18 protein-coding genes are annotated in these 23,915 nt (G+C 62.8%); 11 read left to right on the top strand and 7 right to left on the bottom strand.

What is annotated here, in order from left to right; translation table 11 throughout:
- Positions 1–24: 24 nt before the first annotated feature.
- The 3 genes from OKA05_RS18725 to glmS are packed head-to-tail and all read left to right on the top strand — an operon-like array spanning position 25 to position 3,268.
- The gene (locus OKA05_RS18725; RefSeq protein ID WP_264488712.1) at positions 25–552 is read left to right on the top strand and encodes a DUF6985 domain-containing protein; all 528 of its coding nucleotides are present in this window, start codon (positions 25–27) and stop codon (positions 550–552) included.
- 31 nt (positions 553–583) lie between these two features.
- Positions 584–1,402, top strand: coding sequence for a DapH/DapD/GlmU-related protein (locus tag OKA05_RS18720; RefSeq protein WP_264488711.1), 819 nt, complete (start codon positions 584–586; stop codon positions 1,400–1,402).
- 24 nt (positions 1,403–1,426) lie between these two features.
- Complete coding sequence (gene glmS / locus OKA05_RS18715) at positions 1,427–3,268, top strand: glutamine--fructose-6-phosphate transaminase (isomerizing) (RefSeq protein ID WP_264488710.1); 1,842 nt, start codon at positions 1,427–1,429, stop codon at positions 3,266–3,268.
- Positions 3,269–3,611: 343 nt separating this feature from the next.
- Here glmS and OKA05_RS18710 read toward each other — a convergent pair whose 3' ends face one another.
- Complete coding sequence (locus tag OKA05_RS18710) at positions 3,612–4,865, bottom strand: hypothetical protein (protein ID WP_264488709.1); 1,254 nt, start codon at positions 4,863–4,865, stop codon at positions 3,612–3,614.
- Positions 4,866–4,877: 12 nt separating this feature from the next.
- The gene (locus tag OKA05_RS18705) at positions 4,878–6,431 is read right to left on the bottom strand and encodes an MBOAT family O-acyltransferase (protein ID WP_264488708.1); all 1,554 of its coding nucleotides are present in this window, start codon (positions 6,429–6,431) and stop codon (positions 4,878–4,880) included.
- Positions 6,432–6,501: 70 nt separating this feature from the next.
- Between OKA05_RS18705 and OKA05_RS18700 the strand changes: the two genes are divergently transcribed.
- Positions 6,502–7,593 (top strand): glycosyltransferase, encoded by a 1,092-nt coding sequence (locus OKA05_RS18700; protein WP_264488707.1) that lies wholly within the window; start codon positions 6,502–6,504, stop codon positions 7,591–7,593.
- A 109-nt stretch (positions 7,594–7,702) separates the two neighbouring features.
- Complete coding sequence (locus tag OKA05_RS18695; RefSeq protein WP_264488706.1) at positions 7,703–8,662, top strand: SMP-30/gluconolactonase/LRE family protein; 960 nt, start codon at positions 7,703–7,705, stop codon at positions 8,660–8,662.
- An 84-nt stretch (positions 8,663–8,746) separates the two neighbouring features.
- On the opposite strand, the gene OKA05_RS18690 is transcribed toward OKA05_RS18695, so the two are convergent.
- From OKA05_RS18690 to OKA05_RS18675, 4 genes are read right to left on the bottom strand one after another with little or no spacing between them, the layout of a single operon-like run.
- Entirely contained in the window at positions 8,747–9,607 is an 861-nt protein-coding gene (locus OKA05_RS18690; protein ID WP_264488705.1) for a methyltransferase domain-containing protein, read from the bottom strand.
- Position 9,608: 1 nt separating this feature from the next.
- On the bottom strand, positions 9,609–11,207 hold the full coding sequence (locus tag OKA05_RS18685; RefSeq protein WP_264488704.1) for a hypothetical protein: 1,599 nt from the start codon (positions 11,205–11,207) through the stop codon (positions 9,609–9,611).
- Positions 11,204–11,974, bottom strand: a complete 771-nt coding sequence (locus tag OKA05_RS18680; protein WP_264488703.1) for an ABC transporter ATP-binding protein — start codon at positions 11,972–11,974, stop codon at positions 11,204–11,206. The genes OKA05_RS18685 and OKA05_RS18680 overlap by 4 nt, the downstream gene beginning before the upstream one ends.
- Positions 11,975–12,026: 52 nt before the next feature.
- Entirely contained in the window at positions 12,027–12,506 is a 480-nt protein-coding gene (locus tag OKA05_RS18675; protein ID WP_264488702.1) for a hypothetical protein, read from the bottom strand.
- Between the two features lie 236 nt (positions 12,507–12,742).
- On the opposite strand from OKA05_RS18675, the gene OKA05_RS18670 reads away from it, so the two are divergent.
- The 4 genes from OKA05_RS18670 (at position 12,743) to OKA05_RS18655 (ending at position 14,990) form a co-directional block, all read left to right on the top strand.
- On the top strand, positions 12,743–12,964 hold the full coding sequence (locus OKA05_RS18670; protein WP_264488701.1) for a hypothetical protein: 222 nt from the start codon (positions 12,743–12,745) through the stop codon (positions 12,962–12,964).
- Positions 12,965–13,255: 291 nt separating this feature from the next.
- Complete coding sequence (locus OKA05_RS18665; protein WP_264488700.1) at positions 13,256–14,188, top strand: hypothetical protein; 933 nt, start codon at positions 13,256–13,258, stop codon at positions 14,186–14,188.
- 5 nt (positions 14,189–14,193) lie between these two features.
- Entirely contained in the window at positions 14,194–14,607 is a 414-nt protein-coding gene (locus tag OKA05_RS18660; RefSeq protein WP_264488699.1) for a hypothetical protein, read from the top strand.
- Between the two features lie 14 nt (positions 14,608–14,621).
- Complete coding sequence (locus OKA05_RS18655) at positions 14,622–14,990, top strand: hypothetical protein (protein WP_264488698.1); 369 nt, start codon at positions 14,622–14,624, stop codon at positions 14,988–14,990.
- Positions 14,991–15,199: 209 nt separating this feature from the next.
- On the opposite strand, the gene OKA05_RS18650 is transcribed toward OKA05_RS18655, so the two are convergent.
- Positions 15,200–19,786: a beta strand repeat-containing protein gene (locus OKA05_RS18650; protein ID WP_264488697.1), complete on the bottom strand. Its 4,587-nt coding sequence runs from the start codon at positions 19,784–19,786 to the stop codon at positions 15,200–15,202.
- A 246-nt stretch (positions 19,787–20,032) separates the two neighbouring features.
- Here OKA05_RS18650 and OKA05_RS18645 point away from each other — a divergent pair, with 246 nt between their 5' ends.
- The gene (locus OKA05_RS18645; protein ID WP_264488696.1) at positions 20,033–21,229 is read left to right on the top strand and encodes a hypothetical protein; all 1,197 of its coding nucleotides are present in this window, start codon (positions 20,033–20,035) and stop codon (positions 21,227–21,229) included.
- A gap of 145 nt (positions 21,230–21,374) precedes the next feature.
- Complete coding sequence (locus OKA05_RS18640; protein ID WP_264488695.1) at positions 21,375–23,666, top strand: glycoside hydrolase family 2 protein; 2,292 nt, start codon at positions 21,375–21,377, stop codon at positions 23,664–23,666.
- The last annotated feature ends 249 nt before the right edge of the window (positions 23,667–23,915 follow it).

Here is a 23,915-nt window from a genome sequence, read left to right as displayed (position 1 = left end):
TGAGAATATACGAAAATATTTCTAATGAGTTCCGATCCTGATCGCCTCGATCAGCCGCCCTTTCCTCCTCTGAAATGGGACGATTGTGATTGGTGGGACGGAGAAATCGATCTGGCGTTTGGAGCGTCTGCCGGTCTGACGGTGACTCCTTATGATCCTTCCGTTTCAAGGTTGCCATCCTCAGCGCAAGCGGCTGCGCTTGAATTCCAGATCAAAAATGGCGACCGGGTGATTCAGTCGGTCTTGGAAGCACTTCGCGATTACTACAGTGAACAGAGACCTCGCTATTTAAGTTTTCTCGGTGAGGATGCGGGTCGTTTAATGCCCGATATCCAAGAGGCTCAGCAGCTTCGTGAGTTGGTTAAACTTGCTCAAGTGCACGTCCACTCTTGGGGACTTGATGGTCTTTCCTTCGTTGGCTTGCAATTCGGGTGCACCTGGGATCGCGAGCATGGCTTCGGAGTGCAAATGCACGGAGACCGCATTGTCGAAATCGGGTCTGCCGATGCTTCTTTCGCATGGGCGCCGGACGAAGCCGACGACTTCGCGTAACCGAACCATTGGCACCACAAATCTAGCTCCCATGCCCCTTTTCACCACACGCGCCATCGAGGACTTTCCGATCGGGAATATCCTGCTCCGTGATCATCATGCTGCCTTTGCTGTCGAAGGCTTGCGGACGCATCTGCATGCTTGGCTGACGGCGGAGGACATGGCGCTGCTTTCGCCGACCACGCCGACGTTGGTGGATGAACGCCGCACGCCGCTTGCGTGGTTCGGCGATGTCCCGGATGCGGCAAAGGCGATCGTGGCGAACTCGTCCTTTCTGATCGTTCATCCGTGGGACCTGCTGCGGGCGAATGAGCATTTCGTTGGCGCGCTTTCCTCACCGAAGATCGAAGGGGACATTCATCCGAATGCGGTGATTGAAGGAGTCGTCCACCTTGGGGCGGGGTCGAGGATTTTGCCGGGTGTTTTCATCGAGGGCAATGTGATCATCGGCGCGAACTGCAAGATCGGTCCGAACTGTTACATCCGCGGGTCCACTTCGATTGGCGACAAGTGCCACGTTGGCAACGCGGTCGAGATCAAGAACTCGATCATGCTTTCCGGCACCAATGTCGGGCACCTCAGCTACGTCGGCGATTCCGTGCTTGGGGAGAAGGTGAACTTCGGCGCGGGCACGGTGACCTCGAACCTGCGGCACGATGGTAAGAACCACCGCACCGAGGTCGATGGTTCTCTTGTCGATACCGGCCGCCGCAAGTTTGGCTGCATCGTCGGCGATGGCGTTCACACGGGCATTAATACTTCCATCTATCCCGGCCGGAAACTCTGGCCCGGTGCTAGCACCCGTCCGGGTGAGATCGTCCAGCGTGACGTCGTGAGCAATCTCCAATAATCCATTTCCAATAATCAGTTCACCATGTGCGGCATCGTCGGATACATCGGTAAAGCTTCCGCTCCCAGCGTTCTCATCAGTGGCCTGCGCCGGCTTGAATACCGGGGCTACGATTCCGCGGGCATGGCCATTCTTGAAGACGGCTCGATCGTCGTCAGCAAGGCGCCAGGGAAAGTCTCGGCGCTCAATGACAAGGCCCATGCCGATTGGCCGGCGGAGCGCTTTGTGAAGTCGTCCACCGGTATCGCTCACACGCGTTGGGCGACTCATGGCCCGCCGACCGAGGCGAATGCGCACCCGCATCTCGATGAGTCCGGGGACATCGCGCTGGTCCACAATGGGATCATTGAGAACTACCGGTCGTTGCGCACGCGGCTGGAAGGGAAGGGGCATCATTTCTACTCGGAGACCGATACGGAGGTGCTGGCGCATCTGATTGGTGATCGCTACAAGGGTGACCTTTTCCAAGCGGTTTGCGACGCGTTGAGCCAGGTGGAGGGCACGTTCGGGATTGCGGTGATCTCGGCGAAGGAGCCGGGTAAGATCATCACTGCGCGTCGTGGGAGTCCGATTGCCATCGGCGTGGGGGAAGGGGAGACCATTGTGGCGTCCGATGCTTCGGCGATCATCGCGCATACGCGGCAGGTGATTTATTTGGAGGACAATGACATCGCGATCGTCACTGCCGACAACGTCGATATCCGCGACCTGCATCAGGTGCCGGTCACGCGCGAGGTGAATGAGCTCGGCTTCGATGCGGCGGCGGCGGAGAAGGGCGGTTTCGAGCATTTCATGCTGAAGGAAATCCATGAGCAGCCGGATTCCCTGCGCAATGCGATCCGCGGTCGTTTGGATTTCAATCTGGGTTCGTCGGTGCTGTCGGGCATGGGGACCTCGCCGCGCGATCTCGCGGAGATCCAGCGGGTGGTGCTCGTGGGTTGCGGGACCTCGCTGCATGCGGGTCTGGTGGGTGAGTATGCCTTTGAGGACATGGCGGATATTCACGCCGAGGTCCAACAGGCAGCCGAGTTCCGCTATCGGAATCCGATCATTGGTAGCCGCGATCTGGTGGTGGCGATCTCGCAGTCCGGTGAAACGGCGGACACCTTGGCGGCTGTTCGGGAGGCGAACCAGAAGGGTGCCTTCGTGATGGGGCTGTGCAATGTGGTCGGCTCGACCATCGCGCGGGAAACCGGGCGTGGCGTCTATTTGCACGCGGGTCCGGAGATCTCGGTCGCCTCGACGAAGGCCTTTACTTGCCAAGTGGCTGTCATGCTGATGATGGCGCTGAAGCTTGGCCGGGGCCGCCGTTTCTCGCGCGACGAGGGGATGAAGTTCGCCAGGGCCATCGAGGCGATTCCGGAGCTGGTGCAGAGGGTGATCGAGCAGAGCGACAAGATCGCGGCCATCGCGGAGCGTTACGCGCACAATGAACATGCGTTCTTCATCGGCCGCGGCCCGATGTATCCCGTTGCGTTGGAAGGTGCGCTCAAGCTGAAGGAGATCTCTTATATTCACGCGGAGGGCTACCACGCGGCGGAGTTGAAGCACGGGCCGATTGCTTTGCTCACCGAGGGCACGCCAGTGGTTGCCCTTGCGAATGACATTCCGGGTAAGGACAAGACTCTCGGTAATGTGGAGGAGTGCCGGGCACGTGGCGCGAGGATTCTGGGCATCGTGACGGAAGGAGATCACGAGGCGGCGGAGGCGATGGACGATGTGATCGAGGTTCCGGCTTGCCATCCGCTGGTGAGCACGATTCCGACGACGGTGGCGCTGCAGTTGCTGGCTTATCACATCGCGAACAAGCGCGGGTGTGAGATTGATCAGCCGCGGAATCTGGCGAAGAGCGTGACGGTGGAGTGATGTGGTAAAACGCGACGGTGTGAGGAACAGCGGCATTCCTGTCGTTGGGAGAGAACGCGTGTCCCCCGATCCCGGAGGGATTCAAGCCAGTAGCCGGGGGTAAGCACGGAACGCGCGCCACGCCCGGTTTGTGAAGAAGTCGATGGCATCCCGGATGGGATGCAAGCCGGGCTGAAAGCACCAGATCGCGAATTTTCACCAATTCGGGCCATGCTATAAACCCTTTCCGCGGTGTCCCGCGCACCCTGCTAGAATCCCTCCGGGATTCCTTTCACCTTCGCTGCGAACCGGTGGTCTGCGACCACCGGCTATTGGCTTTGATCCCTCCGGGATCGGATGCTCGTTAGAATCCCGGGGCGGCTTCGTCCTTGGCGGTGCTTTTGGCGGCGGTGTCCTGGTATTTCAGGATGCCTTGCTCCATCCACTTCCAGAGGTCGGGCTGTTCCTTTTGGAACTTCTCGTAACCGGCACGGAGCGCTTCGCTGCGGGCGGCGGCGTTGGCTTCGGTCAGTTCGAAGCCGTAGTCGGCAGCAGCGGCCTCGACCGGCCAGCCCATGATGCGGGCGAGCATGACGTCGCCCAAGGCCTTCCGGGCGTGGGTGCCGTCGAGCCACCAGTGCATCTTCGAGTTGTCCATGGGGACGTTCTCGGCATTGAGGGCATGAAAATCGTTGAAGTCCCAGATGGTCGCGGGCGGGGCCTCGGGGTGGGCGGCATTTGAAGCGGCGACCATTTTGGCCATGGCGAACCGGTCCTTGCTGAAGGTGGGGTCGGGATCGCCTTGTTGGAAAAACACGCCGAGGTAGGTGGCGTGGCTCGGCGGGATCACCAGGACCAGCCGGCACTTGTGCTCCTTGGTATCGTCGAGGATCTCCTGCAGAAAATCCGCCTTCCACTTGTTGGGTTCGGCGGGCGGGTTGGCTTTCCGCCGGCGGATGACCCGCAGTGCGTGCGAGATGGCGTCTCGCTGGATGACCTTGGCGACGTCGACGGTTTCCTGGTGACGCAGCCGGTGGCCGAGCGGAGTGTACTCGGGGAGCTCGTTCTTCCGCTTGTTGATGATGGTCTGAACCGCCGATTCGAAGGTCGAAATGCCGGCGTAGTAACGCAGCGTCTGTTCGAGCTTGTTGCCGTCCGGATTGAACGGGCTCTCCATGAAGCCGGTGGTCTTATAGGGCGAGTTGCCGCCTAACAGGTCACCGATGTCGATGCCAACGATGGCGGTTTCCAGCGGGGCTCGCTTCAGCGTGTAGTCGAGGATCGGCGCGGTCTCCGGCAGCGTGCCGGCACTCACGGCAAGGTTCACCGCGGGCGTGCCCTGCCACTGGGGTAGCGCGGGGTCGAAGGCGATGTCGATGCGCGACGAACCGAAGAAACCGACCTTCCATGGCTTGGCCTCGGCGATGCCGGCCTTGCCGGTGCGCTGGTAGCGGTAGATCGGCCGGTATTCGGCGAAGCTGTCGTCGCTCCACGGGGCCTTGCTGACCCACAGCGGATTGACCCAGGTATTCACGCCGATGAACAACGCGAGCAGGACGCCAGCCGAAATCAGGACGGCCAGCGTGAACTTTAGAAAGGATGGGCGGGGCAAGCGCATGCGTAACTCCGGTTAGAATTGGAAGTAGATGAACTCGCTGAGCTTGTCGAATTGGTAGAGGACGCCGGCGAGGAGCAGCACCAGGCCGATGGCCCAGGCGGCATTCGGCCGGAATTCCCACCAGCGGCGGACGCCGGGACGGTCGTCCATGACTTGGGAAGGATCGAGCGCCGGTTGGTAGCGGCGGAGGAATTGCTGGGTATTCGGCAGGAACCAGACGATTAACAGGATCAGGCAGGCGCGCACGGCGTGGCTGTCCTTCACCACGTAGGCGCTGCGGTCCGGCCAGCCTTGGAAGCCATTCATGCCGAACATCGCACCGAGGATCTCGCGGGTGGCGGCCATGGCCTTGTCCCCTCCGCCAATCCCACCCATGATTTCATAGGTGCCGGCGCGGAAAGGAACCCAGGAAATGAGCACGGCCACGAAGGTGAGCAGGATCGCCAGCGGCTTCGGCATCGGCTTCCAGCCCATCTTCTTGCGGAAGCCGAACCACGCGTGATTCAGGCACAGGTAGAGGCCGTGGAGGGCTCCCCAGATGACGAAGGTCCAGCCGGCTCCGTGCCAGAGACCGCCGAGGAGCATGGTGAGGAAGAGATTCACATAGCGGCGGATTGGGCCCTTCCGGTTGCCGCCGAGGGGGATGTAGAGGTAGTCGCGCAGGAAGCGGGACAGGGTCATGTGCCAGCGCCGCCAGAAATCGACCACCGAGACCGCCTTGTAAGGCGAGTGGAAATTCAGCGGGAAGCGGATGCCGAAGAAGCGCGCCGCACCGAGCGCCATGTCCGAGTAGCCGGAGAAGTCGAAGTAGAGCTGGAGCCCGTAGGTGATCGCGGCCACCCAGGCTTCCCCGAAGGTCAGCGGCCGTTCGCCGGTGGCGGCGAGGTCGAAGAGATTGGTGGCGATCGGGGCGAGGTTGTCAGCGATGACGACCTTTTTGAAGAGGCCGAGGATCAGAAGGGCGATCCCGACCGAGAAGTTCACCCAGAAGCGGGTCCGCCCCGGCCGCCGCTTGAACTGCGGCATCATCTCCTTGTGGTGCACCAGCGGCCCCGCGATGAGATGGGGGAAGAAGGTTACGAAGAGGAGGTAGTCGGTGAACTTGTACTCCTTGGTTTGTCCGCGCCATGCGTCCACCAGGTAGGCGATCTGCAGGAAAGTGAAGAACGAGATCGCCAGCGGCAGGATGATGGGCGGGATCGCGCCGGGCCAGCCGCTGAGCTTGGTGGCGATGACGGCGAGGAAGCCGGCATACTTGTAGTAGCCGAGCAGGACGAGATTGGTGGTGATGCCCGCGGCCAGGGCGAATTTCCCCTTCGGGGTGCCGCGGTGGCTGGTGAGGAAGCGCCCGATGAAATAATTGCCCGCGCAGGAACCGAGGATGAGCAGGATGTATTTCGGCGACCAGCCATGGGCCGGGTCCGGGTTCCACACGCCGTAGAAGGCCAGCGAGGTGAGCACCAGCCAGGCGAAGGCCGCGCGGGGGACGAAGCGCCGCAGGAGCGAGAACACCAGCAAGGTCAGCGGCAGGAAAACCAGGAGAAAGGTATAGGAATTGAAAATCACGGGTAGCTGGAGCCGCCGGGCGACCCGGTCTGTCTAGCGGCGCGGATTTCCCCCGGCAACCCCGGAAGGCGTGATCCTCGGCCGGGCGTTTTGTCGCTTGGCAGCTTTCACCCGCCCGGCCAGCCTCCGCGGCGTGATCCGCGTCTGTCACGTCCTCGCCAGCGTCGGCGAAAAGGGCGGCCTTGAGAAAAATGTCATCGAACTCGCCAACCGGCAGGCCGCCCTCGGCCATGCCGTCAGCGCGGTGGCCGACGAGACGATGCGGCCGCACTTCGATCCCGCGGTGAATTTCCTGGCCCACCCGATGGGCGGCGGGCGGCTCAACCCCTTCAACCTGGTGGCGCTGCGCGGTAAAATCCTCTCGACCCGGCCGCAAATCGTCCACGCGCACGCGAACAAGGCCGGGGCGATGGTGCGCTCGGTGCGGCGGTTTTTGCCGGGGATCAAGCGCGTCGCGACGGTCCAGAACATCAAGCGCAGCGCCCGGCCGTTCCGGGACTACGACGCGGTGATCACCGCGTCGGCGCAGGTGCGGGACTCGCTCGGCGGCATTCCCGCAACCGTGATCTGGAACTCGATCGCCCCGCCGCCGCCCGGCACCCGCGAGGCGGCGCTGGCGACTAATCCGCCCTTCCTCGGCGGACCGGAGCCGGTCTTCTGCACCGTCGGCCGACTGGTTCCGGCGAAGGGCATGGACCTGCTGCTGGAAGCGATGGCGCAGGTGCCCGGCTTCAAGCTGTGGCTGGTGGGGGAGGGGCTGCAGCGCCCGCAGCTTGAGGAGATTATTGGCCGCCATGGGCTGAGCGACCGTGTGTGGATGGCGGGCCATCGAGATGACGCGGTGGGTCTGATGGGCTGCGCGGAGCTGTTCATCGTCGCCTCCCGCAATGAGGGCGGTCCTTACACGTTGGCGGAGGCGCTGCACATGAAGGTGCCCAGCATTTCCACGAAGGTGGGATTTGCGCCCGAGTTTCTGCCGGCCGAGGCGCTGATGGAGACGCATTCGGTGCCGGAGTTGGTCCGAGGATTGAAGCACGCGCTGGCGGATCTAGCCGGACTGAAGGCGCGGCTTGCTCCGTCGTTCGAACTTGTCGCGAACGAGGTCACGCTTGATGCGATGACGGCGAAGGTGATCGGGGTTTATGAGCGGGTGCTGGGGTGAGGAGCGTGGACATTTTGTCCATGCCGTGTCGACAGAATGTCGACACTCCTTATGGCATGACATTCTTCGTCGACGACTCGGCGGGCCGCGGTGCGTAGAGGGAAGCATGATGAAAGCCGTCTTCCTTCTCGCCCTCATTCCTTCGCTCGTGTCCGCGCAGGAAAGCATCGAACGACTCGATCCCGCGCTGGATGCCATCCTTGACCCGGCGGCGAAGATTGAGACCTTGTGCAAGGGCTTTGATTGGGCGGAGGGGCCGGTGTGGGATGAGAAGGAGAAGCGCCTGCTGTTTTCCGATGTGCCGCGCAATACGATCTATCAGTGGAAGGAGGGCGATACGGAGGCGACGGTCTTCATGAAGCCATCCGGCTACACCGGCGTCGCGCCGTATGGCAGCGAGCCCGGCTCGAATGGCCTGGCGATGGATGAAAAGGGCCAGCTCTACTGCTGCGAGCACGGCGACCGCCGCGTTTCCTATCTCACGCCCGGCGGTGGCAAGCGGACGCTGGCAGACAATTTCAACGGCAAGCGCTTCAACTCGCCGAACGACCTCGCCATCGCCCGCAATGGGGACGTGTATTTCACCGATCCGCCGTATGGCATGCCGGGCCGGGAGAAGGACGCGCAGTTCCGGGAGCTGCCGTTCCATGGCGTCTATCGCGTCACGCCGCAGGGCGTGGTCTCGCTGCTGACCCGCGACCTCGACCGGCCGAATGGGGTGGCGCTTTCGCCGGACAACAAGACGCTCTACGTCGCCCAATCGCATGGGCCCGCGCCGATCATCATGGCCTATCCGCTCAAGCCCGATGGCTCGACCGAGGGCGGCAAGGTCTTCTTCAATTGCAAGGAACTCAAAGGTCCCGGATCGCCGGATGGCATCAAGGTGGATGCGAAGGGCAACGTCTTCTCGACCGGGCCTGGCGGGTGCCTGATCTTCAATCCGGAGGGCATGCTGTTAGGCCGGATCCTGTGCGGGCGGCCGACCGCTAACGTGGCTTTCGGGGAGAATGGCACGCGGCTTTATCTCACCTCCGATGACCGATTGCTGCGGGTCTCGCTGAAGCAATAGGGCGGCTTGTTTTAGGATTGAGCTGCGGCTGGCCTAGTGCCACTGGGAGCGCGGAGTTTATTCCGCCTGGATGGTCCCGCGAACCTACCGTCCAAGCGGAATGAATTCCGCGCTCCCAGCGGGCTTCATCGCCGTGAAGACGGTGTAGTGCAGTGCGCCGGTGAGGTAGGCGATCCAGATCCGCACGAGCGTGACGGCGAAGATGCGGTTGCGCTCGTGGTCGTCTAAGAGGTAGCGCCGCAGCTCTGCATCGCGAAAGAAGGCCGAGATCGTGCGGCGGATGCAGATCGGCCAGGTGCGGCGGACCTTGCGGCTGATGTCCTCGACGGTCTGCAATTCCAGTCCGGCGTCCGCGAGCCAGCGCCGGTAGTCGGCTTCATTTCCCATGCCGATGAGACGGCCCTCGCGGCAGATCGGCTCTAACAGCTGCCGCCGCTCCCATGCCCGCGGTGCCGGTCCTGCCATCCACGCGCAGATCACCAGTCGCCCGCCGGGCACCAGCACGCGGGCCATTTCCGCGATGCCGCGTGCCACATCGGGCAGGTGCTCGGTGCTTTCGATCGCGATCACCGCGTCCAAGCTTGCGGTGGGGAAGTCATTCTCCAGCCAATCCCCGAGCACGAATTCCGCGCCCCCGGCAGAGGCAGCGGCGGCGTGCTGCTTTGGGGAAATGGTGATGCCGGTGACCCGCGCCCCGTAGTCCGCGGCGAGCAACCGGGCGGTTGCCCCATAGCCGCAGCCGACGTCGCACACCCGCTGGCCAGCCTTGATCTCCGCTCGGATTGCCACATGACGGCTGAGCTGGGCCACTGCTTCAAGGGGGGATTCGCGGCCGGTTTCCCACAAGCCATGGTGGACGTGCTCGCCCCACAGTCGGCGGTAGAACGGGTCCAACTCATCGTAGTGCGAGGCCACGTCGGCGCCGGTGGTGTCAGTGTGGATCATGTCACTCGATCGGATCCCACTGCTTCCGGGAAATCGCGCGGACCAATGCGAAGCAAGCCCCTGCGGAGAGGACTGCCTCGATCGCGAGGAAGATGCCGAAGCCGCCGAGGTACTTCGCTGCGAGACCGAGGCCGGGGAGGACCATGGCGCTCATCATCATCAGGAACATCCATGCTCCGCGGCCGGCGGACTTCGATTCTTCGGTCGGCTTCGAGAGTGGTACGGTCTTGTCGATGGCACCGGGGGCCAGTGCATAGACCGGCAGCGCGATCAGCCCGGGGAGGAGCAGCGGCAGATGATAGAGTCCGCCTGGCAGGAAGAACATGGCGGTGGCGAGCACCAGCAGTGCCGGCACCACCAGCACCGTGCCGATGGCGATCACTGCGCCGAGGATGAAGCGTCCTGGCCCGGGAACGGGTGCCAAGCGGTAGAGATCGGCCGCCTGCCAGTGCTGGGAGTATTGCAGCAGTCCCATGGCGGTCAGTGGCACCAGTCCGACATAGCCGCCGGCGATGGCGATGCCGAATTCGCCGATCGTCCGCGAGCTGCCTTGCAAGAGAAAGATGGCCGGCATCATCAGCATCGGGGCCAAGCCGGGATAGAGCCGCAGCTTCATGTCCCGGTCGCGCATCATGTAGGCGGCGGATAGCCGGAACGACGCCCGCGTCACCGGATCGCGTAGCATCCACGATAGCAGCGGAAGGTCTGTCACGCGGTCGATCCAGCGACGGTCACCGCTGTTCCGGGGTGGCCGTGGGCGAGATTCCGCGAGTGTCTGGAGGCCTTCTTCATAGGTGCTCGCCATCTTGCCGAACGCCAGCACCAGCACGCCCGCGGTGACGGTCACACCGATTCCCGCGAGCGCCCAGGTGGCCGCTGTGCCGCGGCCGATGAAGACCTCGTCGAAGCTCGCGAACCACGCCGGCGGCAGCAGGCAGAGCCACCACTTCCCGGCGAGCAGGTCGGTCTGATCCTCCATCCCGCGCATCAGGTAGGGGACCATCTGACTGCCCGCGACCAGCGCGACGGCAAGCAGCACCTGCGCGGTCGTCATGAGATTGTCCAGCCGCTCGCGGCCGAACCAGTGGAGGCAGAGCTGATAGATCAGCACCACGCTGCCGGTGCAGAACAAGGCCGCGAGAGCGGTGGACACGAGGTGCACTGGCGCGAAGATCGGGCTCCACTTCACGGTGCCGACGATCAAGCCTGTTAGATTGAAGGTGCATGCCACCCACAGCGAGACGCGCAGCAGCACCGTGACCTTGGCCCAGAGCAAGGTGCGGGCATCCACAGGGCGGTGCAGCAGGATCTCCGGCTCGTCCTTGTTGAAAAGGATCTCGCCTGCCGAGGCCGCCACGAACATGCCGAGGAACAGCAGCGACATCCCGTGGAGGTAGAAGGACAGCGTGAACGATGGCTGGCCGACGAACGTCAGCGCGGCCAGCCCGACCAGCGCATAGAGGGCCAGCGTGCCCCACAGCTTGGTGCCTACCGAGGTCGGCGCGCGGTCTTTCTTCAGCCCGCGCGAACTGCGGCCGCGCAGGAACAGCGTCAGGTAGAGCTTCCGCAGGGTCTTCGATGTGGAGGGGGGCGGGTTCACGGCCGGAAGGTTCGCGCGAAGTCCTCCGCCTTGCGCTCGAGGTCGTGGCCACCGGTCAGGCTGGTGAAGAGCTGCTCCAGCGAACGGGCTTCGTGTTGCCTCACCAACTCCGCCGGCTCGCCATCCACTTTCACCTTCCCTTGGTCGATGATGATGACCCGGTCGCAGACGCGCTCCACCACGTCGAGGATGTGGGAGCTATACACGATCGCCTTGCCCTCGCGGGCGAGGGTCTGGATCAGCGCCTTGAAGCCGACCGCGGCGTTCGCATCGAGGCCGTCGAGCGGCTCGTCGAAGAAGACCACCGGAGGGTTGTGCAGCAGGGCTGCGGTGATGACCACCTTGCGCCGCATGCCCTTGGAATACGCGCCGAGCAGCTTGTCGGTCAGCGTCTCAAAGCTCAGGTCGAAGAAGGCGATAAACTGCCGGATCCGCTCGCGCGCCGCTTCCGCCGGGATGCCGTAGAGAGCTGCGACCATCTCCAGATACTCCAGGCCGGTCAGCGACTCGAAGACGGCACCCGAGTCCGGCACGAAGCCGACATTGCGCTTTACGCCCATGGGGTCCTGCAGCAGGTCATGCCCGCAGATCGTCGCGCTGCCGGACGTGGGAATGAGCAGCCCGGTGAGCATCTTGAGTGTCGTCGATTTCCCTGCGCCGTTCGGCCCTAACAGTCCGACGATTTGACCCGCGGGGATATCGAGGGTGAGGGCATCGACCGCGGTTTGCGTGCCGAAGCGCTTGGTGAGCTGGCGGAGGGAGATCATTCTCCGGAGTTTGTGGCGGAGCGGGGCGGGGAAGGCGATGCGAATCCGCGTGCTATCGCTGGCCCGGTGGTTTTGGCGGCAGCCTCACCAGTTCGGGCTTCACCACCGTGCCGTCCATGAGCACCAGCCGCGGGACTTCGCTGCCATCCACCTTGAAGTCCACCAGATAAAAGGAGATCGGGCGTGGAGGATCGCCGGCGGGCTGGTGCCGTAGCTCCAGCTTCTCGACGTGGAAGCTGTCGGCGCGGTCGGTTTCGGATGGATCGAGACTGGCTTCCGCCAGCTCGATTGCCTTCGCGGCGGAAAGCGCCGGCTTGGCGGGAGTATGGGCTTTCGGCAGCTTTTCCCACTGTGCACGGCTCATGGCGAACTTGCGGACAAAGTGGATTTCTTCCTTGGGTGCGCCATCCGACAACGTGAATTCCTCGCTGCGGTGGATGACGATTTCCTCTTCGTCCGCGAAGACGGTCACGGGAAGGGCAACCGCGAGCGCCACGACGGCAACGAGTCGCCTGATCGAAGGGGAATACATGCCATTCAGGCAACTCGAACTCGTGGTTTGAATCAAGTGTCGTCCGGCGCAAGATTGCAGATCCCGGACTGTCATCCCGGATGCCGATTTATGCGAAAGCTTGCCTTCGATGGTTCTTTCCGCTCAAGTTGGAAGGTTTTCCTCCCCCGGTTTCGTTTAGCCGTTTGTTGACCATTGCTGTTCACCGCCACCGGCGCTAGCGCGCCACGGAATCCCCTCCAAGACAGTCCAAAGCCATGATCAAGATCCGCTTCCAAGCCGTCGGCATGAATGCCGCACAAACCGTCGTTCCAAAGGAAACCGAATCCCCCGTGCCACTCCGCGTGGACGACCACATCGATCACGTCAATGGCGGGGGGAAACCGCAGCATTTCGTCATCGTGAGCGCTCGCTACGTGGTGGATGAGAACAATGGAACCTTTTACCAACTCGTGGGAGTGGCTGCGAACGCGAACTGAATCCGGCTTCCCGGACAGCGCCTCCGACTTGCTCCGAGAAGGGGGCGCGAGGCGTTGTCCCGGGAGTTGTCGAGTCGCCGATGAGGTGCCGTGACGCCCCCGAGAGTCCGACCGAAGGCAAAGGTTATTCACAAGCTGTGAACACCGGCGGAGCTTGGAATAGCGGTCATTCCGTGCTCAGCGGCGAAAGTTATTCACAAGGAATAGTCTGCGAAAAGGGGGCCCGTGGTGAGGGAGAATGCCGGGCTTGGCCACTTGACCTTGTTTGAGGGAAACGGCTAGGTCGTGGATATGAAGTGGCGGCGACTGTTGGCGACCTGCGTTCTCTGTCTCGGGCAAGGGATGGCCGAGCCGGAGGTGATCACGGGGGTGCGGACCTGGCACATGGCGGACGGCAAGTCGCGCCGGCTGAAGCTGCTTCAACTGTCGCCGGACGGAAAGTTCGCCTACTTTCACGACGGGAAGGCGAAGGGGAAGATTCCGCCGGTGTCGATCGATGCGCTGGTGCCGGAAGAACGGCAGGTGTTGGAGCGACTGCACTCCGGAGCGGTGGTGCTTTGCAAGGTCCCTGACCTCTCGATGCTGCCGGACATGCCGGTGGGGAAGGCAGCGGAACTCATCCCGCAACTGCGAGCGGGAGATACCCGGCAGTGGCATCATGCCAATGGCAAGGTCATCGAGGCGCGCTTGGTGAATTTGACGGACGATGATGTCTCGCTGCTTGCCGGAGAGTCGATTTCGCGAGTGGCGCTGGGCGATTTATCCGAAGCGGATTTGAAGTATCTGGATGGCCTAAAGAAGGGAGACTCGGCAGTCGCTGGTGTCGCGCCGATCGAAGTGTTCCGACACGGCTGGGAGGAGAATCCGAGCTACTCGGTCTCGCTGACACCGGCCCGCCATGCTTCCCTGGTGCAGCGCGGAAGTGGCTTCGAAGCGGCGTTGGATGCCTCCTTGAAGGCAGCGACCGCGAAGATGCCGCCGGGTTCGTGGCAGTTCCTCAGCCTGGAGGAGCATCCCGCGAGCCGGAACCCGGAGGCAGCGGCCGATGCCAAGGTGCCCTTGCTCTATCAGGCGACCTTCGCGCTGGAAACTGCCGGCTATCGTGCCGCGCGGACCGCATGGCCGCTGACGGTCACGCCGGAGAATTGGCAGGGTCCGCCGGAGTTGATCCTGCACGTGACGGCGGATGGCGAAATCCTCACCGCGAAACCTGCCAACCCATGATCGCTATGAAATGGCAAACTTACCTTTTGTCCGGGATGCTTTGCTGCGCGTCGGCAGAGGATGTCGTGCTTCACCGCGAGTATTCCGCGAAGGATGGCGAGACCGTGGACTACCGCGTGGATGCCGCCGAGCTTCGCAAGGTGCCGGCATGGGAGCCGAAGGCGGGGGCGAAACCGCCGCTAAGACGGGACCGGGCAGTGGAGATCGCTCGGCAAGCCGCCGCGTCGTCCGGGGAAGGGGAGCTGAAGGTGACCCTGTGCACGGTGAATCGGTTCGAGAAGGACTTGCTCAAGCGACTGCCGAAGGATGGTTGCCGGTGGTTCTACGTGGTCGAGTTTCGCAAGGACGGCCGCGAGCCGTTTCGCTGTGTGGTCACGATGAGTGGCACGGTGGCGAAAACAGAGGCGGCGGAGGAGTAATTTCCAGGCTCGCCATGGACCACCATCACGAGAAGCTCCGCCGTCGCGCGGTGAAGGCCGGCATTCGTGCTGCGAAGCAACGGCATCATGTCCTCGATGAGCGCGAGGTCCTGTCGCTGAAAGTGCAGGTGCTGCCAGCTCTGCCACGGGTCATGATTGGCTTGGCGGGTGCGGCGATGATCGGTTCGGGGATCAGCGGAGTTCCAGTCGACTCGAATGCGGCCCAAGCTGCGCTGGTTATCGGTGGATTGTTGGTGGTGTTGTTTGCGGCCTTCGGAGTAAGGCGCACGCTTTCCAGCATTGTCGATAACCTGGCCTCTGACGCGGCGGGCGAGCTCTTGAGTTCCGTGATCGGGTCGATCGCGGACGCGGTGGATTTCTGAGAGTCACGTAAGGGCGATGACTGCTGGGTGACGCCACCCGCTTTGCAGCTTCGGGCCGCCCCTAACGGAACGGCGCAGCCGCTCCGCTACGAAAGCCGCGCCAGCGGCAAGCTCGCCGAACTGTATGACTCCCTAGGAAAAACAGGAAGGCCGGGAGAAAGCTCTCCCGGCCCCATAACCCAATTTTACCCTAGAGAAGGTGGTTCGTCTCAGGGAGCATCCTCGATGGTGATGCGGAGGAAGCCCCTTGGCCCGCGTGGCGTGACCCCACCGATGGCGCCATCGAGACGGAACGTGTGGTAGGTCCAGCCCTCGGTCAGCGGGGTCGGCATTCCTTCCGCGCTGACTGCAATCTCGGTGACTCCTTGATCGAAGAGGGTGAGATTGTTCGATCCCTCGATGGTGTAGGTGATGTCGTCGACAGTGGCGGTCTTCGAGGGGCTGCCGCCGAAGGTTGCGGTATTGCGGACCGGCAGCGTGATGACGAGCACTTTGTCAGCTCCCACCGTTTCGATCCTCGAGCGGACCTTGCCGGTGGCGTTGCCATTGGCCGGATTGCCGTCGAGGGCGAACTCTTCGAGGTTGGTCAGGCCATCACTGTCCGGGTCGTCGGTCTTGGCGGTCAGGGCACCGACGGCTGGGAAGTCGTCGATCCAATCGGTGAAAGGATCGGCGGCTCCTCCGACGTTCAGGATGCCGTCGCCAGTGATGCGCGCGGTCTTGTGGGTCGCCGACGAGGTGAGCGAGCCCCAGGTGCCGGTGGCTTGAGGCGCTCCGTCGATGCTGAAGCCAGCGACGATGTCGGTGCCGGAGAAGCTCAGATTGAGGACGGCGCTGCCGGTGGCGGAGACATCCACGGTGCTGGCATCGGCCAAGGTCCCCGTGTTCAAGGATAGCGTGCCAGTGGAGACGGTGGTGTTCCCGGTGTAGTCATAGGTGCCGGTGAGGTTCAGTGCACCCGCGCCGGTCTTCGTCAGCGAGCCGGTGCCTCCGACCGCGCCGGAGAGCGTGATGTCCTGAGCCGCATTCAGGGCGTCGGCTGCCTTGATGGTGGCGGGACCGGTGAGCGTGGCGGCCACGGAGGAAGTCCAAGGTGCCTTTGCGCCGAGCGTTCCACCACCCAGCAGCACTTCGAGGATGCCGGTGCCGGCGTTGTTGTTGCCGACGATGCCGCCGGAGCCGACATACAGGGCACCCCCGGTGACATGGAGACGGCTCGTTTCCGTGGAGGCGGTAGCTTGGGTCAGGAGAATGCGCTCGGCGGCGGCGGTGCCATTCCGGACGAGGAAGGCGCTGCTACCGATGAGGCCACTGCCGATCTGGACGCCGGTGACGGCATCGGTGGAGGTGAAGGTGCCACCATTCACATCGAACACGGTCCAACGGTCACCGCTGCTCACCTGGAGCGTCACGGGGCCACCCACCGTCAGGCTGCCGTTCTCGATGCGCGCGGAAACCGACGAGAGACTGCCGGTGATGCCGAGAGTCAGAGCGCCGGTGATGTTGGCGATACCTCCATCGACATAGAGCCCGATGTCGGGGCTGCCGGCGACCGGATTGTTGATGATCGTCGAACTGCGCCCCATCGTGACGAAACTCGAAGTGAACGTGCCGCCACCGACGTGGATGACGTAGTTGAGGTTGTTGTTGCCGGTATTGGCATTCAGGCCGGCATTGAAGGTCGCGGTGCCGGAGGTGATATTGAAAGCGGCACCCGTGACCGATGAGAGGGCTCCCGCCGTTAGCGAACCACCCGCGACGGTGAAGTTGGAACCTCCACTGATGTTGGTTGCTCCACCATTGGTGCTGCCCCCGGCGTTGAGATTGAGCCCGCCAGCCGTCAAGGTGGTAGTGCCGGTGTAGGTCTGCGCTGCAGAGAGATTGAGCACGCCGATTCCACCCTTCGAGAGACCACCCGTCGCACCACCCGTCGGACTGATCACTCCATCGTAGCCCAAGTCGTTTCCGTTGGTGTCGATCAGCGCATTGTTCGCGCCGGTGATTTCGTAGCTCCGGGTCTCTCCGGCGAGGGCAGCAGCGAGACGCAGCGTACCGCCGGAGAAGGTGAGTGCGCCGGACGTATTGCCGAGGCTGGTAGTGGAGTTGATGTCGATCGTTCCGCCATTCAAGATCGTGCCACCGTCATACGAGTTGCTGCCAGCAAGAACGAGGGTGCCCAAGCCATTCTTGGTGAGGGCGGCGCCCGAACCGCTCACGGTGCCATTCACCGTCAGCAAGTAGGTATCGCCGATGTCGACGGTCAAGTCGTCGGCATCCACGACGATTGGCGCGTTGATGATGTGATTCCCGGCGATGTTGGTGAGGATCGACGGACTTGCCCCGTTATCGAATGACAAGATGCCGCTGGCTCCCGGATCAATGGTTACGACCGTGTCGGTTACGTCATTGAATGCCAGCGTGCCGACGGTGCGGTTGACATCCATGGTGATGGCGATACCAAATTCGGTGAAGAATCCGCCGAGCCCCGATGGGCCGGGGCCGAACTTGGCGATCGCTCCGCTCGCGTTCGGAACTACATTCTTGGTCCAGTTGCCGGCGACATTCCAAGAGCCACCGCCGTCGATCTTCCAATAGTTGGTGGGATCCGAGCCGGAGATCGTCATTTGGATGGCGTTTGCCGTGGCGGAGAAGCTGTAGACCTTTCCTCCGGCGCCATTGACTGCCGTGAGTGCGGTGGAGGCGGTTCCGACCACGGTGGCACCCGTGGTGTTGATGATCGTGTAAGTTCCGTCAGTGCCGAAGCCATTGACGTCCACGGTGGCCCCGGAGGCGAGATTCAGGGTTCCGCCGCTTTGCACCGTGGCGGTGTCGTTGCCGACGCCGAACTGCAGATTCAGGATGCTGGCGCTGGAGAGGGTGAGGTTGGCGAAGTTGATGTTGCCGATTCCGCCGTCCCCGGGGGCGAGGATGCCGGTGCCGGTGATGGTGGTCGTGCCGGCGGAAGTTCCGGTTCCAGCCAAGGTTCCACCGCTGACCGAGGTCGCACCGATGCCCGTCTTGGTGCCATTCAGCTTCAGCGTTCCTCCGCTCACCGTGGTAGTGCCGGTGTAGGCCAGGGCGGCGTTGGTCAGCGTGAGCGTGCCTGCGCCGGATTTTGTCAGCGAGGCATTCCCCGAGATCAGTCCATCGAAGGTGGAGTCAGCTCCCAAGCCGCCCACGTTGTAGTTGGGCGATCCCGCCGATCCCCCGCCAAGAGAGGCCGTGGTTGAAGTTCCTGTGAGCTTCCCGATGTTGATGGTATTTCCTCCCGAGTTGGTCTGCGGGTTGAGGTTGACCGTACCAGCGAGATCCACGGTACTGTTGGTGAAGCCCGCCCCCACTTTGCCGCCATTGATGAAGAGGCGGACGTTGCCACTGCCGGTGAAATTGATCGTGCCGGTGAAGGCGGTCATGTCGGCCGCAATGTCGTCGCGCGAAACCGTCGTCGCCGCGTTCAAGGTCAAGGTGCCGGCGCCGGTCAGGGTTTCTACGGTGGCGTCATTGTTTCCCCATCCGATCCGGTCTCCCATGTTGATCGTGCCGGAGTGACCGCTGGCCACCACCACATTGGAAAGGATGGTCACGGTGCCGGTGCCGTTAAAGTGCGTCAGACTCGCGCCATTTTCGAACGTGATGGGAGCGCTATTGAAGAGGTTGACGAAGTTGCCCGCATTCGCACGGGTCTCGCCTCCCGAGAGAAGCACGCTGCCCGAAGGCGACAACTGAGAGGCATTGAGCTGAAGAATGCCCGCGCCCGACTTGGTGAGAGCGCTGGTGGAACCGGTCGAAGCCGAAGTTCCGGAAATCGTGAGCAAGCGACCCGTGCCTACATTCCACGTTTGGGAGGCACTGAGAACCAGCTTGGCCGGGGCGATCGTGAGATTCTGCGTCGCGGCGCTCAGATTGATGCCGGAACCGCCGATGGTGAAATGAGGGGAGTTGTTGCCAAAGGCTCTCAAGCTGAGGCCATCCGTGGTGAAATCAACCGGCGCGCCGCCCGCGGAGTTGGAGACTTGGAAAGTCGTCGCGGTGGCATTCACCACGAAATAGAGGATACCGGGGGTGAGTCCGGTCGGTGCGGTTTGGGCACCGAAGGAAACCAAGGTGTTATTGACGAATGCCGTCGGATAGAACGCCGAGGAATAGGAGAATGAATCGGTGGCGTTATTCGCCAGCACCACGCCGTTGACAACCACAGTGGCACCATTGGCGGTGAAGTTGACCGCAGCGCCACCGGCGGTGGTTGAAATCTGGAAGGTGGTCGGGGAAGCATTGACGACGAAATAGGTGGCGCCGGCGGTCATCCCCGTGGGAAGGGTGGTCACCGTGAAAGTCACCCGGTCGCCATTCGCCAGAGGCGTGGCGGGGGCCACGCTGTAGGTGAACGTGTCCGTGGCATTGTCCGCCGTCACAGCAGCCGTGGGCGAGACGGTGGTATTGGCCTGGCTCGTCATGCTGACCGCTGCGGCGGGGTCCACCACGCTCACGCCGGCCACCGCCGAACTGGCGCTCGCCGTGGTCGCGAGATTGGCGGTGGAGGCTGCATTGAAGATGGCGACGTCACCTGCGGTGGGAACCGCACTGGTCCAGTTGGAGGCCGTGTTCCAATCGGCATTCGTGGCACCGGACCATGTCTGGTCGGCGTAGGCGGAAGTCGCCGCGCACAGCGAGGCGCAGGCGATGAGAGACGAGCGGGTGAGGGGGGACAAGATGGCGAGTTGGGTTTTCATCGGGCTCTTCGGGATGGTGGGTTTGGCTTGAGGCGCGGAGGCGGCGACGCGAGTTGTGGCTTTCAAGGCAGTATTGGATTTGCTTGGGATTCTTGGGTTGGCTCGAAGGCGGCCGTATCAAGGTAGGGTCGTGTAGGGAACGTAGTCCCATAGGAATGGTTTCCCAATAGCCCGAAGGGAGTAGGGAGGGGGTTACCCGAACGGGGCAGTCGCCGGACACGGGTTTTTCGTGCGATGCCGGCGGCAGAGGGAACGGGGCGATCCTATGATCCGGAAATGGACTCCGCGCGGTGGCGGTGTTATGCCCATGCCATGATCAAGGTCCTCGCGCTGCTATGCTTGACGCTTTTGACCGCGCCGCTCCCGGCTGCCGATGAGGTGGAGACCGTCGCGCCGCCATCGACCCAAGAGCAATATCTGCCGGGCGTGGCGCTTAGCCAAGGGATCACCGAGATCACCGGTGTGGCGATTTCACCGCTGTTAGGCATCAGCTCGGTGGGCGCGTGGCGCTATTGGAAATCGCCTGCCGAGGCGCGTTCGTCGCTGCCGTGGTATGCGCAACCGTGGGCGTGGGGCACCGGCTTGTGCTTGCTGGTCCTTTGCTTTCTCAAGGACTCGCTCGGCACGGCGGTGCCGGGCTTGTTGAAGAAGCCCTTCGACATGGTGGAGCTGTTTGAGAACAAGGCGAGCGCGCTGGTCGCCAGCGGGGCCTTCGTGCCGCTGGTCGCGGCGGAGATGTCGAAGCATCTGGAGGCGGAAAAGGCCGCGGTGCCGACGGCATCGCTCACGGGTGAGACGATGGCATTCATCGATCTCTCCTGGCTGATGATTCCCGGTGCGGTGATCGCGTTCCTGCTCGTGTGGATCTGTAGCCACGCGATCAACGTGCTGATCATCCTGTCGCCGTTCTCGACGGTGGACGCGGGGCTGAAGTTGCTGCGCACGGGTCTGTTAGCCATGATCGGTGTGATCTATGCCATCGCGCCGTGGCTGGCGGCGGCGTTGTGCGTGGTGCTGATCCTCGTTGCCGCGTGTCTCGCGCCGGCGGCGATGCGGTTGGCCATTTTCGGTGCGCGCTTTGCCGCGGATATCCTGTTGCCGTCGCGGGGGAAGCGGCGGGCGACGCCGGAGAATCCGCACGTCTTCACGCTTGGTCGCTTGGCCGGGCTGCCGCCGCGAACCGGTGGGCGGTTGGTCTTGTTAGACGATGGCACCGCGGTGTTCCGCTACCGCCGCTGGTGCGTGTTGGACGAGCGGACGGTGCCTCTTCCCGATGGGGTGCGGCAGGTGGAGAAGGGGATCTTTTCTCCATCGCTGGTCCATGGACGCGAGGCCGAGGAGTCGACCCTGCTGCTCTTCCTCCCTCGCTACCGGGGTCATGAGGAGACCGTGGCCGGGCACCTGAAGCTCCACGGCGTCCGCGACCACGCGATGGTGAGGGGATTTTCCGCGGTGAAAGAGTGGCTGAGAGGGATGCTGCGGCGCAGGCCTGAGCCGGCGCGGCTGTGATGGCCTTCTGAGGCAGGTCGTTTGCGGCCGGGGGAAATCGCGGCGATGGGTGGGTGTTCCCGTTTCGGGAAAATCCGTCATCGGGTGGAAGATTGGCTAATAAAACCCGTATCACGGGCCAACTTTCCCCATTCTCACCAGTCTCATGAACGATACCTACCCAAGAAGACGCCGCCGGCTCGCGGGCTGCCTGGGCCTGCTGGCCCTTGCCGCCACGGCGCAGGCCCAGCAGCCACCGGCCGCTGCGCAGTGGAAATACACGACCGATAAGCCCGCTGCAGCTTGGGAAGCTCCGGGCTTTGACGATGCCGCGTGGAAGTCCGGACCCGGCGGCTTCGGCGGCAAGGCCGATGGCAAGCGTGCTCCCGGCGGCGTGGTGAATACCGAGTGGACCACCGGGGATATCTGGCTGCGCCGCACCTTCGAGCTGAAGGAGATGCCGGCGAAGCCCGCGCTTTTCATTCACCACGATGACGACGCGGAGGTCTTCCTCAATGGGAAGCAGATCGCGAAATTCAGCGGCTATACCCAGACCTACAAGATCGTGCCGCTGGAGCTGAGCGCCCGCGACACGCTCAAGGCCGGTGCCAACCTGCTCGCCGTGCATTGCCACCAAGGGACCGGCGGCCAGTACATCGATGCCCACGTCATCGACACGGAAGCCTTGCCCGATCTACGTAATCTCCTCGGCAGCGATGGTGCGGTGCATTCCGACCTGATCACCCCTTGGGGCGAGAAGGTCACCGCGGAGAATGCGTGGCGTGAATATCCCCGCCCGCAGCTCCAGCGCGAGCAGTGGACCAATCTCAATGGCCACTGGGACTACGCCATCACCACGCTCGATGCTGCCACGCCGGCGAAGTGGGCCGGCAAGATCCTCGTGCCATTCCCGGTCGAGTCGAAGCTCTCCGGCGTGCGCCGCATGCTCCAGCCCTACGAGGCGCTGTGGTATCGCCGCCCGCTCGACCTTTCGCCGAAGGAAGGCAAGCGCACGATCCTTCACTTCGAAGCCGTCGATTATCGCGCCAAGGTCTGGGTGAATGACAAGGAAGTCGGCACCCATGTCGGGGGCAACCTGCCCTTCAGCTTCGACGTCACCGACGCGCTGAAGAAGGACGGCGACAACACCCTGACCGTCCGCGTCGAGGATGCCACGGGCGGCTCCCAGCTCCGCGGCAAGCAGGTCCTCAATCCCGGCGGCATCTTCTACACGCGGAACTCCGGCATCTGGCAGACCGTTTGGGCGGAAGAAGTTTCCGAGCGCCACATCACCGGCCTGAAGATTTCCACCGACATCGCCACCGGCGAGATCAAGGTGGAGGGCAAGCTCCACGGTGCGGACTACGCCGATGTCACCCGCAAGATCGAGGTACTCGAGGACGGCAAGGTGATCGCCCAAGGCACGGGCGGAGACGCGATCAAGATCCCGAATCCGAAGCTGTGGTCGCCGGAAAGCCCGCACCTTTATCAAATCCGCGTCTCCATCCTTGGTGAAGGTGATCGGGTCACGGACCAGGTCACCAGCTACACCGGCCTCCGCCAAGTCGGCAAGGTGAAGGACAAGGACGGCCGCTGGCGCTTCACGCTGAATGGCAAGGTCATCTTCCACTGGGGCCCGCTCGACCAGGGCTGGTGGCCGGATGGCCTGCTCACCCCGCCGTCCGACGATGCCATGGTCTTCGAGATCCAGTGGCTGAAGGACGCGGGCTTCAACATGATCCGCAAGCACATCAAGGTGGAGCCGCAGCGCTACTACTACCACTGCGACAAGATCGGCATGCTGGTCTGGCAGGATCAGGTCAGTGGCGGTGCAAGTCCGCCGTGGACGAAGTTCGATCTCAATCCGAAGGACGCCGAGTGGTCCGAGGAAGATCACAAGCAGTGGCTCACCGAGTTCGATGACATGATCACGCTGCTCGACCCTTTCCCGAGCATCGTCGTCTGGACGCCCTTCAATGAAGCATGGGGCCAGCATCGCACGATGGAAGTAGGCGAGTGGTCGGTGAAGCGCGATCCCTCCCGCCACATCAATATCGCCAGCGGCGGAAACTTCTGGCCGGTGGGGCACATCGCCGACCTGCACCATTATCCGGATCCCGGCTATCCGACGGAGGACAAGCGATACGATGACTTCATCAAGGTCGTCGGAGAATTCGGCGGTCACGGCTGGCCGGTGAAGGACCACCTGTGGAACGTCAGCAAGGAGAACTGGGGCTACGGCGGCCTGCCGAAGAGCATCGAGGAATATCGCCAGCGCTATGAGAAATCCATCAAGGTGCTGACCGATCTCAAGGCCAAGGGCGTCGCCGGCGGTGTCTATACCCAGACCGCTGATGTCGAGGAAGAGATCAACGGCCTCATGTCCTACGACCGCAAGGTCATTAAGATCCCCGCGGAGGAGCTGAAGAAGATCCACGCGCCGCTGACGGCGGAGTGAGAGGGCTTCTAACAGCATTGGATTTCCGGAAGCGCGGGCCATGTAGCCCGCGCTTCTTTTTTGGGATTGGACGAAGGAGGTCTCCTCTTCGCGTAGGCGCGCTGGTGACAGCGCGGAACGGTCACCGGAAGCGGGCAGTTCGCGTGCTTCGTCGTTGTCACCAACACGTCTAAGAGGCTGTCTGAAAAATGCTCAGGCCGCGATTCTGGTGAGCATGCGCTTGGTCATGGAGAGATAGATTAGCGCTTC

The organism is Luteolibacter arcticus (assembly GCF_025950235.1).
GTDB lineage: Bacteria > Verrucomicrobiota > Verrucomicrobiia > Verrucomicrobiales > Akkermansiaceae > Haloferula > Haloferula arctica.
This window is presented reverse-complemented; position numbering and strand designations above follow the sequence as displayed.